Here is a 13164-nt window from a genome sequence, read left to right on the forward strand (position 1 = left end):
GGTGGCTTTTTCCGGCTCGATTGCCAAACAGGGCGAGATGGTCGCCGTGGTGACCGGCACCGGCGCCAACACCTTTTTCGGCCGCACCGCCAAGCTGGTGGAAACGGCCGGCGCCAAGTCGCATTTGCAGGAATCGGTCCTACAAATCGGCAACTTCCTGATTTTCTTCGCGCTGACGCTGATCGTGGTGTTGTCGGCGGTGGAGTTGTACTGGGGCACCTCGTTCATCCACCTGCTCAAGCTGGCGCTGATCCTGCTGGTGGCGTCGATTCCGGTGGCGATGCCGGCGGTACTGTCGGTCACCATGGCGCTGGGCGCCTTGAAACTCTCCAAACTCAAGGCCATCGTCTCGCGCATGGAAGCCATCGAGGAAATGGCGGGCGTCGATATCCTCTGCTCGGACAAGACCGGCACCTTGACCCAGAACCGGCTGACCCTGGGTGAGGCGCAACCCTTTGGCGTCACCGCGTCAGAGCTGATTCTGGCCGGGGCGTTGGCCTCCAAGGCGGAAAACAACGACGCCATCGACTTGGCGGTGATCGGCGGGCTTGGGGATGCCAGCGCCCTGAAATCCTACCGGCAGATCCAGTTCGCGCCGTTCGATCCGGTCGGCAAACGCACCGAAGCCACTGTCCAAGATGGCGGCGGTCAGACCTTCAAGGTCACCAAGGGCGCGCCGCAGGTGGTGATGCAACTGTGTCAGGTGGATCGCGAGACGCAGGCGCTGGCCGATCGGGCGGTGGATGAATTCGCCGCCAAGGGTTTTCGCACCCTGGGCGTGGCCCGCACCGACGCGGGCGGGAAATGGGTGTTTCTGGGTATCTTGCCGCTATTCGATCCACCCCGCGAAGACTCTGCGTCGACCATCGCCGAAGCCGGCCGCTACGGCATCGCGGTCAAGATGGTCACCGGCGACAACATCGCCATCGCCAAGCAGATTTCCGGGCAGTTGGGCATCGGCACCAACATCCGGGCGGCCGAGGCGCTGTTCGCTGGGGGCGTGGCGCATGGGGTGTTGCCAGCGACGGCGGTCCATCAGATCGAGGAAGCCGATGGCTTTGCCCAGGTGTTTCCCGAGCACAAGTACGGCATCGTCAAGGCCTTGCAGCAGGGTAGCCACATCGTGGCGATGACTGGCGACGGGGTTAACGACGCTCCGGCGCTCAAGCAGGCCGATGTCGGCATTGCGGTATCCGGCGCCACCGACGCCGCGCGAGCCGCCGCCGCCTTGGTGCTGACCGCGCCCGGTTTGTCGGTAATCACCCACGCGGTGGAGGAATCGCGCCGCATTTTCGAGCGGATGATGAGCTACATCATCTACCGCATCGCCATGAGCATCGACATCATGGTGTTCGTGGTGCTGGCTAGCATCGTGTTCGGCTTTTTCCCGCTGACCGCGATCATGCTGGTGGCGCTGGCGCTGCTGGACGACGTACCGATCATGACCATTGCCTACGACCGCACCGAACCCGATCCCATGCCGGTGCGCTGGAATCGGGAACGCACCTTTGCGGTGTCGATCACCCTGGGCGTACTGGCGGTGGCGCAAAGCTTCGGCCTGCTGGCTCTGGGCATGGATGTCCTGCACCTGGACGCAGCCCACCTGCAAACCATGATGTTCCTGCAATTGCTGGTCGGCGGGCATCTGCTGTTGCTGCTGACTCGCACCAAGAAGGCATTCTGGGCACGGCCACACCCTTCCTGGCAGTTGCTGGGGGCGGTGGTCGGCACCCAGATCTTCGCGGTGCTGATGTGCGGCTTCGGTTGGTTGGTGCCGGTGCTGCCCTGGGATCTGATCGGCTGGGTCTGGGTGTACAACCTGGTTTGGATGGTGGTGCAGGATGGGATCAAGCTGGTGGTTTATCGCGTGATCGATCACCGTTTCCAGCACCGGCAGGTCTTTGCGACTCATGCCGGCGCGTTCCTTCAACACGCAAATACCTCGGTACAGCCGGGGACCGAGTAGGCATCGTGTTCCGAACCACAAGCCCGAGTCGCCAAGGCGGGGCCGGCGGTTTTGGCGCGGGTTAATGCGCAATGATGGTGCAAAAAAAAAGTTGATTGCATGATTATTGGGCGGCAAGCGCTGTCGGTGCGTTTCGAAATACAGCGAGTTTGTGGTCAAGCTGGCAAATGTCCGCCATGGCATGGTTCGTGCTAATGACGATTGTGTTTTTTTAATACCCGATCGACCCCGATCGGATTTTTCCGAGAACCCCGAGGAATCAATGACAATGAATGCTGCTGATGTGATGAAGTTGATCGAGGAAAAGGGCGTCAAGTTCGTGGATTATCGATTCACGGACACCCGTGGCAAGGAGCAGCATGTCACCGTGCCCGTCAGCGCCGTGGATGAAGATGTGTTCGAGGACGGCAAGATGTTCGACGGTTCGTCCATCGCCGGTTGGAAGGGCATCCAGGAATCGGACATGATTCTGATGCCCGATCCGGTGACCGCCTGCATCGATCCGTTCTTCGAAGAGCCGACCCTGGTCCTGACTTGCGATGTGATCGAGCCCAACACCATGCAGGGTTACGAGCGCGACCCGCGTTCGTTGGCCCGCCGCGCCGAGGCTTACCTGAAATCGACGGGTATCGGCGACACGGCGTTCTTCGGGCCGGAAAACGAATTCTTCATCTTCGACGACATTCGCTGGGGCGCGGACATCAGCGGCTGTTTCTATAAGGTCGATTCCTCCGAAGCCGGCTGGAACTCCGAACGGGTTTACGAGGGCGGCAACTTCGGTCATCGTCCCGGACTTAAGGGCGGCTATTTCCCGGTGCCGCCGGTGGATTCGCAGCAGGATATTCGCTCGGCCATGTGTCTGAGCATGGAAGAGATGGGGCTGGTCCCCGAAGTGCATCATCACGAAGTGGCCACCGCCGGCCAGGCCGAGATCGGGGTCCAGTTCAACACGTTGGTGCGCAAGGGCGACGAAACGCAGCGCCTGAAGTATGTGATTCAAAACGTGGCCGCCAGCTACGGTAAGACCGCGACCTTCATGCCCAAGCCGCTGGTCGGCGACAACGGTAATGGCATGCACGTCCACCAGTCCATCGCCAAGGACGGTGTCAATCTGTTTGCCGGCGATCAGTACGCCGGGCTGTCCGAATTGGCGTTGTATTACATCGGCGGCATCATCAAGCACGCCAAGGCGCTGAACGCCTTCACCAACGCGTCCACCAACAGCTACAAGCGATTGGTGCCGGGTTTCGAAGCCCCGGTGATGCTGGCCTACTCGGCCCGTAACCGTTCCGCTTCGATCCGCATTCCCTATGTCCAGAGCCCCAAGGGACGGCGTATCGAGGTGCGTTTCCCCGATTCGACCGCCAATCCGTATCTGGCGTTTGCCGCCATGCTGATGGCGGGTCTGGACGGTATCCAGAACAAGATCCATCCTGGCGAGCCGATGGACAAGGATCTCTACGACCTGCCGCCGGAGGAAGAGAAGGCTATTCCCAAGGTCTGCTTCTACTTCGACGAAGCACTGAACGCCCTCAAGGACGACCACGAGTTCCTGCTCAAGGGTGGCGTGTTCACCAGCGACTTGATTGATGCCTATATCGAACTGAAACAGGCGGAAGTGACCCGTCTGCGGATGACCACGCACCCGGTCGAATTCGATATGTACTACAGCCTGTAACATTCCGGGCTGCGATCGCAGCTGATTGCCTGGTCGGAGGAAACGCAACGCCCCCTTTACGGGGGGCGTTGTCATTTGGGTCGGTTGTGTCAATCCGCCGAAGCGGCTCGACGCACTATTATGGTGCATAATGGAGCGATGGTTTGGGATCACGCGCAGCAACAGCGCGTTGACCGCGCTGTACCAGATTGCAAATGTGGCATGCACTGCATGGATTTCGCTTGTATTGAATTGGTTTGGTTTTTGCTTATTGACTGATGGCGGCCGGAAAACGAGGCAAACGTGCTGAAAGATTACCATCGTCGGGTTGTGGAAGGTTTGAGCATCGCCGTGTTGGTGCTGGACCGGCGGTTGCGGGTGTTGTTCATGAACCCGACTGCGGAAACCTTGTTCGAACTGAGTTTTCGCAAGGCGCACAAGTTGGCGCTTTCGGAGCTGATCGTCGGTACGGAAGCGTTTGTGGCCGGCTTGTGGCAGTGTCTGGAGAACGGCCATCCCTATATCGAGCGGGAACTGCAACTGGTGGTGCAACCTGGCCGTGTCGTGACCGTGGATTGCACCGCCGCGCCGCTGTTGGAACGCGACCCGCCTAACGATCTGCTGTTGGAGTTGCGGCAAGTGGATTGGCGGCTGCGCATTAACCGGGAGGAAAATATCTTGGCGCAGCATCACACCACCCGTGCGCTGGTACGCAATCTTGCCCATGAAATCAAGAACCCGCTGGGTGGGCTGCGGGGAGCGGCCCAGTTGCTGGAACGGGAACTGCCAGACCCGGCGCTGCGCGAGTACACCGGCATCATCATCGGTGAGGCGGATCGGCTGCGCAACCTGGTGGACCGGATGCTCGGCCCGAACCAGTTGCCCAGCCACGGCGAGGTCAGCATTCACGAAATTCTGGAGCGGGTTTGCGCCTTGGTGGAAGCGGAAGCCGACCCCGGCATTCGCGTCGAGCGCGATTACGATCCCAGCATCCCGCCGCTGTGGGGCGATGCCGACCGGCTGATCCAGGCGGTGCTCAACGTGGTGCGCAACGCGGTGCAGGCCCTGGGCCGGCAAGGTGTCATTACCTTGCGCACTCGGGTGCAACGTCAATACACCATCGGTTCCCGGCGCTACAAGTTGGTGGCACGGCTGGACGTGATCGATGACGGTCCCGGTATTCCGCTCGAACAGCAGGAGCAAATCTTTTATCCGATGATCACCGGCCGCCCAGATGGAACCGGCCTGGGCTTGTCGATCGCCCAAAACATCGTCAATCAGCACGGCGGCTTGATCGAATGCGTCAGCCGGCCCGGCGAGACGGTTTTCACTCTGTTGCTGCCCTTGGACAAGACCGGATGAGCAGGAAAGAACACATTTGGGTCATCGACGACGACCATGCCATTCGCTGGGTGCTGGAGAAGGCACTGCAGCGTGACGGCATGACGGTCACTTCTTTCGACAGCGCGATCGGAGCGATCGATGCCCTCCGGCAAAGTGCGCCGCCGGATGCCATCGTCGCCGACATCCGCATGCCGGGCATGAGCGGTCTGGAACTGCTGTCCCACCTGCGCGAACGGGTACCGGATCTACCGGTCATCATCATGACCGCCCATTCCGATCTCGACAGCGCGGTTTCCGCCTATCAGGGCGGAGCATTCGAATATCTGCCCAAACCGTTCGACGTGGACGAAGCCGTGGCGTTGATCCGCCGGGCCTGCCAGACGCGCCGCCAGCGCGCCGAGCCGCCGGAGCAGGTCGAGCAACTGCCGGAGATCATCGGCGAGGCGCCGTCGATGCAGGAGGTGTTCCGAGCGATCGGGCGGTTGTCGCGCTCCAACATCACCGTGCTGATCACGGGCGAATCCGGATCCGGCAAGGAACTGGTGGCCCGTGCCCTGCACCGCCACAGTCCGCGCGCCGACAAGTCGTTCATCGCCATCAACACCGCCGCCATTCCTCGCGATCTCCTGGAATCGGAGCTGTTCGGTCACGAACGCGGCGCGTTCACCGGCGCGCAGACCAGTCGGCAGGGTCGGTTCGAGCAGGCTAACGGCGGCACCCTGTTTCTGGACGAAATCGGCGATATGCCGGCGGAGCTGCAAACTCGGTTGTTGCGAGTGCTGGCCGAGGGCGAGTTTTACCGGGTGGGCGGCCACACCCCGACCCGGGTGGACGTGCGGGTGATCGCCGCCACCCATCAGAACCTGGAGCAGCGGGTCCGCGACGGCTTGTTCCGCGAAGATCTTTACCACCGCCTGAACGTGATTCGCATTCAACTGCCGTCCCTGAACAAGCGCCGCGAGGATATTCCGTTGCTGACCCGGCATTTTCTGAGTCAGGCCGCTCGGGAACTGGGGGTGGAGTCCAAGGTGTTGCGGCCGGAAACCGAGGTCTATCTCAGCAAGCTGGATTGGCCGGGCAATGTCCGGCAGTTGGAAAACCTGTGCCGTTGGCTGACGGTCATGGCTTCGGGCCGGGAAATCCATCTGGAGGATTTGCCGATGGAGCTGCGGGAGCGCGGGCCGGCGGCGGCCGGCGGCGGCCCCGATTGGGAGGCGGCGTTGCGTTTGTGGGCCAATCAGAGTCTGGCGCGCGGCGAGCAGAAATTATTGGATAGCGCCCTGCCCAACTTCGAACGGGTATTGATCCGGGTGGCGCTGGAACAGACCGGTGGCCACCGTCAGGATGCCGCCCGCTTGCTGGGCTGGGGGCGCAACACCCTGACCCGCAAGATCAAGGATCTGCGGATGGAGTGAGCGACCCAGTACCGTTTTCGTCCGCCATGTTCGACGTGCTGCTGTTCGAACCGGAAATCCCGCCCAACACCGGCAACATCATCCGGCTGTGCGCCAATACCGGCGCGCAGCTGCATCTGATCGAACCACTCGGCTTTCGTTTGGAAGACCGCCGGTTGCGACGAGCTGGACTGGATTATCACGAATGGGCGCGAGTGCGCGTTCATCCCGACCTGACCGCCTGTCTGGCGGCACTGCGGCCGGCACGGGTGCTGGCCTTCACCACCAAGGGCCGCCATGTTTACAGCGACATCGGCTACCAAGCCGGCGACGCGCTGCTGTTCGGGCCGGAAACTCGCGGTTTGCCGGAACCGGTGCTGGCCGGGTTGCCGCCCGAATGCCGGCTGCGGATTCCCATGCTCGCGCGGGTGCGTAGTCTGAATCTATCGAACGCGGTCGCCGTCGTGGTCTACGAGGCGTGGCGGCAAAATGGATTTCCAGGCGCCGGTTGAATCGGCATGCACAAAATCCGATGCTTGTCCTACCATGCATGTTGAAATCCAAACACGGCGGGGATAGGGATCATGGCGGTGGAGATCGAACACAAATTCCTGGTTCGCGATGAGCGCTGGCGGCGGGAGGTCGAGCGCTCGGTACGGATGCGGCAGGGCTATCTGACCAGCGACGCCCGTTGCTCGGTACGGGTACGGGTCGCCGGCGATCAGGGCCATTTGAACGTCAAGAGCGGGGCGCTGGGCATTCAGCGCAGCGAGTACGAATATCTCATTCCGCTGGCGGAGGCGGAGGAAATTCTCGACACTTTGTGCGAGCAGCCACTGCTGGAGAAAACCCGTCACTTCGTGCGTTTCGGCGGGCACCTGTGGGAGATCGACGAGTTCGAAGGCGACAACGCCGGTCTGATCGTGGCCGAGGTGGAACTGAGCCGGATCGACGAGCCATTCGACCAGCCCGACTGGCTGGGCGCGGATGTTTCGCACGACATCCGTTACTACAATTCGCAACTGGCCCGCCATCCCTACCGGACCTGGTCGTGTCCGAGCGACTGATTCGGATCAGCATCCCCGAGCAGCGGCTGACGCTGCTGGAAGCGAGCGGGGCGACGAGGGTTTACCCGGTATCGACCGCCCACAACGGCCCCGGCGAACGACGCGGCAGCGGTTGCACGCCGCGCGGTTGGCATCGCATCCGCATCCGCGTCGGTGCCGGACTGCCGCTGAATACGGTCTTCGTCGGCCGGCGGCCGACCGGCGAGATTTACGATTCGGATCTGGCGGTTCGTCACCCAGAGCGTGACTGGATTCTGACCCGCATCCTGTGGCTGACCGGATTGGAGTCGGGTCGTAACCGTGGCGGCGAATGCGATACCTTGCGTCGCTTCATCTACATCCACGGTTGCCCGGACACCGCGCCCATGGGCCTGCCACTGTCGCATGGCTGCATCCGCATGCGCGGTCGGGACTTACTGGCGCTGTTCGAACGGGTAGCGGCGGGCGATCGGGTATTCATTGCCGGCTGAGAGGTGCGTGGCCGGCGGCAATGCTGGCCTCAGGGCGAGTCCAACTTGGAGCGCATGCTGTCGAGCACGCCCTGGAAGGCCTGCTGGTTCTGGGGATTGATCTCGCTGAGCGTGCGGTGCGCTTCGAAAACGATGCGGGTCAGATCGTCCTTGTTGCAGGGAGTCTGGGACGCCAGTTGCTGGAGCGCCACCGAGATGGTTTCGCCGGTATCGCGAATGTTGAAAATCTCATAGAACCCCATGGTGTCCAGTACCTGGTTAACGTCGGCGTTGGTGGACAGCAAGGTGGTCTTGCGGGAAAAGTGTTCCCGGCTGAAGTTGGCGATCTTGGCCAACAGCCCCAGGCTGGTGCTGTCGATGGAGTGAGTCTCGGTCAGATCCACGACGATGTCGTCGAAATCGGCGCGGGCGAACAGCTCGTCCAGGAAATCTCCCAGGGCGCAGCCCATGGTGTAGCGGATATCGCCGACCAATTTGATCAGGTAAACAGTGCCTTGTTTGACATAGAACGCCGTGCCCGCCTCCATCTCACTCCGTCCTCGTGATCAGCAACAAGGTGACATCATCCGGCAAAGGACCGGTTTGATCCAGACCCAGGTGCTGAATTAGATTTTCGATGGTGAGATCGGTGCCGCCGATCAGGTCCAACAAGAACGCCTGTTTGTCGCGCAGGCTGGTCTGCGGCAAGGTTTCGAGGATGCCATCCGAGATCAGCGCCATGGCGAACCGCGGCGGCAACCGCAGCGATTCGGTCTGATAATGGGCAAAATCGAACAGACCGATCGGCAGGCTTTTCTTGCCGACATAACTCGCCTGCTGGCCGTCGAACAGGATCGGGAAGGGAAACTGGCCACCGCTGCTGTAGCGCAACAGATTGTTCGACCACTCGATGATGCCATAGAACATGGTCAGGTACTTGTCCATGTGGCAACTGAAGATTTCCCGGTTCAAGCGGCTCAGCGTTTCCGCCGGGTTGAGAATCCCCCGGTCGCGGTTTTGCCGATGCAGTTCCCGGTAGCGGCCGATGTAGCTTTTCAGCATCACCGTCACGAAGGCCGACGATACCCCGTGCCCGGATACGTCGGCGATGTAGAAACCCAGGTGATCGCCGTCGATGACGAAATAATCCACGAAATCGCCGCTGAGATACTGCGAGGTGAGCAGGTGGCGGCTAAAGCGGTAGTGGCGGTAGATCTTGTCGTTTTCCGGCAGCAACTGGAACTGGATGCGCCGTGCCGCCGCTTCGTCTTCCTGCAGTTGCCGCACGGTTTGCCGCAACTGTTCGTTGACCCCTTCCAGATGCTCGCGGTGCTCGCGATTTTCCCGCCGTAGTCGGGCGCGCTCCAGGGCGTGATTGATGGCGTGCTCCAGCACCGCCATGTCCTCGATGGGTTTGGTGACATAGTCCCAGGCACCGAGCTTGAGCGCTTGAATGGCGTCGCTCATGCCGCCCATGCCGGATACCACCAGGATCGGTAGTTCGGGGAATTCGCGGGTCACCGTGGCCAGCACCTGCAGGCCGTCCATGCCCGGCATTCGCAGGTCGCACAGCACCAGATCGGGTTGCTCGTCGCGAATCATCTCGACGCCGGCCCGGCCATCGCGGGCTTGAGTGACCTCGAACCCGCTGTCTTCCAGGTAGGCGGCGAGGATCTCGCGGACCATCTGCTCGTCGTCGATGGTCAGGATGCGCGCCGGTCTTTCGTTCATGGCCGAGTCTCGCGCGCCGCCGCCAGGGTCCGTGCCGCCGCCGCCAGCGGCGCCATGTCGTTCAGCGGTTTCTGGTAGACCCGGTCATCGTCCAGGCCCAGCGCCCGCAAGTCGTCGGGCAGACTGTAGCTGGAAGAGCCGGTATGGATCAGGAACTCCATCTCGGGATACATTTGATGCAAGGCTCGGATAGCGGTGTTACCGTCCATGTCGGGCAGGCGCATGTCCATGATGCAGATTTGGCAGAGGGTGCCTTCCCGCAGCCAGCGCAAAGCCGGGGCAACGGCTTCGAACGCCGCCACCCGCCAGCCTTCATCTTCTAGGTAGGCTTTCAGGTTTTCCCGAATCATTTCCTCGTCGTCAACGATCAAGACCCAAGCGCTCATGGTAGCGCCTCCCGGTTCGAAGGCAGGCGAATGCTGAAACAGGCGCCCTGGCCCGGTTTGGAGGTTACCGACAACCGGCCGTTGTGTTGCTCGGTGACGATGAAATAGGACACCGACAATCCCAAACCCGTCCCGGCCCCCACCTCCTTGGTGGTGAAGAAGGGTTCGAAGATTCGGTTAAGGGTTTTTTGGTCCATGCCGGGTCCGTTGTCAATCACTTCGAGCAAAACGGTGTCCGGTTCGCGGCGGGTGCGCAAGACGATGGTCGGCGACGGCGTGCCGTCGTCGGCCATGGCTTGGGCGGCGTTCTTGAGCAAATTCAGGATCACTTGCTCGATTTCCGTTTTGTCGCAATACATCAAGCGCAGCGCTGGGTCGTAATCGCGTTCGATGGTGATGCGCCTGAAGTCGTATTTTTTTTTTCAGGTCGTAGTCGCTGGCGGCCAGTCGCAGCACGGTTTCCAGCATCTCTTCCAGGTCCACCAGAGCGAAGTGCGACTCGCTGCGCCGGCTGAACGACAGCATGTCGGCGACGATCTTGGCGGCGCGCGCGCCGGCTTCGCGAATGCCTTCGAGGAAATGCAGGATGCCTCGTTCCGCCAGATAACGGTTGATCCGGTGCAAATCGGCGTCGATGGCGGCGGCGGCCTCGCGGTTCTGCGGCATGTCCGGGTCGATGCGCCGCAGAATGTTTTGGCTACCCTGCATGATCACGCCGAGTGGATTGTTGATTTCATGCGCCATGCCGGCCGCTAGTCCTCCGACCGACAACATTTTTTCAGTTTGTACCATCATGGATTCGATTCGGACTCGGGCAGTGACGTCGTCCATGCGGATCACCGCCCCACCGGCGCTTTCCGCCATCAAAGGATAGACCATCACGTCGGCGTAGTGCAGTTCGCCGCCGACATCGAAGGTCATGCGCGGCGTTTTGATCGGTCGACCGAGCTGGATCGCCTGCCGCACCTGTTCGAATTGGCTTTCCAATTGCGGGAACACGTCACCGAAAAAGCGGCCTTGCGCGGTTTCCCACGACAGGCCGCTCATTTCCTCGGCCGGCTGATTCAGCACGGTGATGTAGCCCCAGGGGTCCACGCCGATCAAGATCGAGGGCATCGAATCGATGATGTTCCTGAGATAGAGCCGCATGCGGGCCACTTCCTCCTTGGCATGTTTCTGCTCGGTAATATCGATCGATACGCCCAGTACCGCGGTTTCGTTCAAACCCGGCTCGACGAAGGGGATTTTGATGGTCTGCATGGTGCGGGTGTGGCCGGTGTGGTCGGTAAAGGCTTCCTCGGCGATGAGCTTGGAAACCCCACTTTCGATGACCTCCAGGTCGTCGGCCAACATCCGTTCCACCTCCTCGTCGGCGCCGTGAACGAGGCGATGGGAGTGGTTGGTCAGTGCTTCGATGGTCATGCCGTAGGCTGCGGCGGTGGCGCGATTGGCCAGCAGGAAGTGCCCATAGCGATCCTTGGCGAAAATCATGTGTGGCACCAGATCGATGATGCGTCGCAGCCGCAGCTCGCTTTCATGTAGCGCCATCTCCGCCTTGACCTGTTCGGTGATGTCGGTACCGGTGCCGCGGTAGCCTCGGAATCGACCCTCCGCGTCATGAATCGGCTTGCCGCTGATTTTGAGGTAGCGGCCCTCGCCGTGAGCATCGCTCAGTCGGGTTTGGTAGACGAAGTCGCGGAATGGCTGGCGCTGTTCCAGCAATTGCCGATGTCGCCGCCATTTCTGCGGGTTGCCGGCCAGATCCCCGGGCGCCAGTTCCCAGCGAGCGCGGCCCAGCACATGCTGCGGAGCGATCCCGGTCAGCGCGTAAAAGCGCTCCGAGAGATAAGTGAAACGCAGGTTGCCGTTCATCTCCCAGATCCAATCGCTGGCGGCTTCGGTCACGTCGCGGAAGCGCGCCTCGCTTTCGCGTAGCGCCGTTTCGGCTTGCCGGCGCTCGTTCAATTCCCGTTGCAATTGCCGGGTTCGCTGCGTCACTTGCCGTTGCAGCAGCGAGGACCACAGTAGAGTCGCGATCGCGATCGCCGCTAGTGATCCCAGAATCCAGATGGCGTAATGCAGCACTGCCGCCAGCAGACCGGATTGCCGGGGTACTGCGTTCGGAGATGGTGCATCGTCGTTCCGACGATGGGTGGATGCCTCGTCCAGGAATGTCGCCGCCCTGTCGGACGGTGGCGGGGTGGCGGTGCTGACCGACGTCGGTGGCGACGGTTCGGCGATACCGCCGACAGGGGAGATGGCACCGATTGCGACGACCAGTACGGCCAGCAGGCAAATCCGCAGCCTCCGGCATCGGTGGGGGAAAGGTGACCACAGGCTTGGGAGCATGGCGAAAGGTGCGGATATAAGGGATGGCGCGGGTGAGATTAATCGCTATGATAAAACCATTTAGGCGGCGGCAGGCACGAATAAAGGTGCGGACGATGGCATTGGGACCGGTGATGCTGGGCTTGGACGGCCTGGAGCTGAGCGCGGAGGAGCGCGAGATGCTGTGCCATCCACGGGTGGGTGGCGTCATTCTGTTTGCCCGCAACTATCGGTCACCGGAACAGGTGGCGGCGCTGACCGCCGCCATTCACGCCCTGCGTCAACCGCGACTGCTGGTGGCGGTGGATCACGAGGGTGGCCGGGTCCAACGATTCCGCGACGGTTTTACCCGCTTGCCGCCGGTGCGTCGGTTGGGCGAGATTTACGACCGGGACCGGATGCGCGCCAAACAACTGGCGCGGGTCACCGGCTGGCTCATGGCCGCCGAGCTACGAGCGGTGGGCGTGGATTTGAGTTTCGCGCCGGTGCTGGATCTGGATTACGGCATCAGCGGCGTGATCGGTGACCGGGCCTTTCACCGCGATCCCGAAGCGGTGGCGGATTTGGCCCACGCCTATGTCAGTGGCATGCAGAAGGCGGGCATGGAGGCGGTCGGCAAGCATTTTCCAGGGCATGGCGGCATCGCCGCCGACTCGCATCTGGAGTTGCCGGTGGATCCGCGCGCCTACGCCGATCTGGAACATGCCGATCTGTTGGCCTTCGAGCGCATGATTCATTACGGGTTGGCCGCCATCATGCCCGCGCATGTGCTCTATCCTCAGGTGGACGACCGGCCGTTTGGTCGCGCTGGCTGCGAGACATCCTGCGGCGACGTCTGGAAT

Annotated in this window: 13 protein-coding genes; 8 read left to right on the forward strand and 5 right to left on the reverse strand. The window is 61.6% G+C overall.

Going from position 1 to position 13164, the window contains the following annotated elements; all coding sequences use genetic code 11:
* The 7 genes from E4P82_RS14960 to E4P82_RS14990 all read left to right on the forward strand — a co-directional run.
* Positions 1 to 1966: plasma-membrane proton-efflux P-type ATPase (locus E4P82_RS14960; protein ID WP_169249643.1), on the forward strand; the 1966-nt coding region annotated here is incomplete at its 5' end.
* 268 nt (positions 1967 to 2234) lie between these two features.
* Complete coding sequence (glnA, locus tag E4P82_RS14965; RefSeq protein WP_169249644.1) at positions 2235 to 3644, forward strand: glutamate--ammonia ligase; 1410 nt, start codon at positions 2235 to 2237, stop codon at positions 3642 to 3644.
* 282 nt (positions 3645 to 3926) lie between these two features.
* Positions 3927 to 4985, forward strand: a complete 1059-nt coding sequence (glnL, locus tag E4P82_RS14970) for a nitrogen regulation protein NR(II) (protein ID WP_169249645.1) — start codon at positions 3927 to 3929, stop codon at positions 4983 to 4985.
* Positions 4982 to 6382 carry a nitrogen regulation protein NR(I) gene (ntrC, locus tag E4P82_RS14975; protein ID WP_169249646.1) on the forward strand — a complete coding sequence of 467 codons (1401 nt, stop codon included), beginning with the start codon at positions 4982 to 4984 and terminating at the stop codon, positions 6380 to 6382. The genes glnL and ntrC overlap by 4 nt, the downstream gene beginning before the upstream one ends.
* A gap of 26 nt (positions 6383 to 6408) precedes the next feature.
* Entirely contained in the window at positions 6409 to 6873 is a 465-nt protein-coding gene (locus E4P82_RS14980; RefSeq protein ID WP_169249655.1) for a tRNA (cytidine(34)-2'-O)-methyltransferase, read from the forward strand.
* 72 nt (positions 6874 to 6945) lie between these two features.
* The gene (locus E4P82_RS14985; RefSeq protein ID WP_169249647.1) at positions 6946 to 7428 is read left to right on the forward strand and encodes a CYTH domain-containing protein; all 483 of its coding nucleotides are present in this window, start codon (positions 6946 to 6948) and stop codon (positions 7426 to 7428) included.
* On the forward strand, positions 7413 to 7898 hold the full coding sequence (locus E4P82_RS14990; protein WP_169249648.1) for a L,D-transpeptidase: 486 nt from the start codon (positions 7413 to 7415) through the stop codon (positions 7896 to 7898). Before E4P82_RS14985 ends, E4P82_RS14990 begins: the two co-directional genes overlap by 16 nt.
* A gap of 29 nt (positions 7899 to 7927) precedes the next feature.
* Here the strand turns inward: E4P82_RS14990 and E4P82_RS14995 are convergent, their stop codons facing one another.
* Genes E4P82_RS14995 through E4P82_RS15015 form a run of 5 tightly spaced genes read right to left on the reverse strand, consistent with a single transcriptional unit; the run spans position 7928 to position 12343 of the window.
* Entirely contained in the window at positions 7928 to 8425 is a 498-nt protein-coding gene (locus E4P82_RS14995; RefSeq protein WP_169249649.1) for an STAS domain-containing protein, read from the reverse strand.
* 1 nt (position 8426) lies between these two features.
* On the reverse strand, positions 8427 to 9608 hold the full coding sequence (locus E4P82_RS15000; protein WP_169249650.1) for a SpoIIE family protein phosphatase: 1182 nt from the start codon (positions 9606 to 9608) through the stop codon (positions 8427 to 8429).
* Entirely contained in the window at positions 9605 to 9994 is a 390-nt protein-coding gene (locus tag E4P82_RS15005) for a response regulator (RefSeq protein ID WP_169249651.1), read from the reverse strand. Before E4P82_RS15005 ends, E4P82_RS15000 begins: the two co-directional genes overlap by 4 nt.
* The gene (locus E4P82_RS15010; protein ID WP_169249652.1) at positions 9991 to 10323 is read right to left on the reverse strand and encodes an ATP-binding protein; all 333 of its coding nucleotides are present in this window, start codon (positions 10321 to 10323) and stop codon (positions 9991 to 9993) included. The genes E4P82_RS15005 and E4P82_RS15010 overlap by 4 nt, the downstream gene beginning before the upstream one ends.
* Positions 10205 to 12343 (reverse strand): PAS domain-containing sensor histidine kinase, encoded by a 2139-nt coding sequence (locus E4P82_RS15015; protein WP_169249653.1) that lies wholly within the window; start codon positions 12341 to 12343, stop codon positions 10205 to 10207. Before E4P82_RS15015 ends, E4P82_RS15010 begins: the two co-directional genes overlap by 119 nt.
* Before the next feature lie 95 nt (positions 12344 to 12438).
* On the opposite strand from E4P82_RS15015, the gene nagZ reads away from it, so the two are divergent.
* The coding region (gene nagZ, locus E4P82_RS15020) for a beta-N-acetylhexosaminidase (protein WP_169249654.1) at positions 12439 to 13164 on the forward strand (726 nt) is incomplete at its 3' end.

Source organism: Candidatus Competibacter phosphatis (assembly GCF_012939995.1).
GTDB classification, from domain to species: Bacteria; Pseudomonadota; Gammaproteobacteria; order Competibacterales; family Competibacteraceae; genus Competibacter; species Competibacter phosphatis.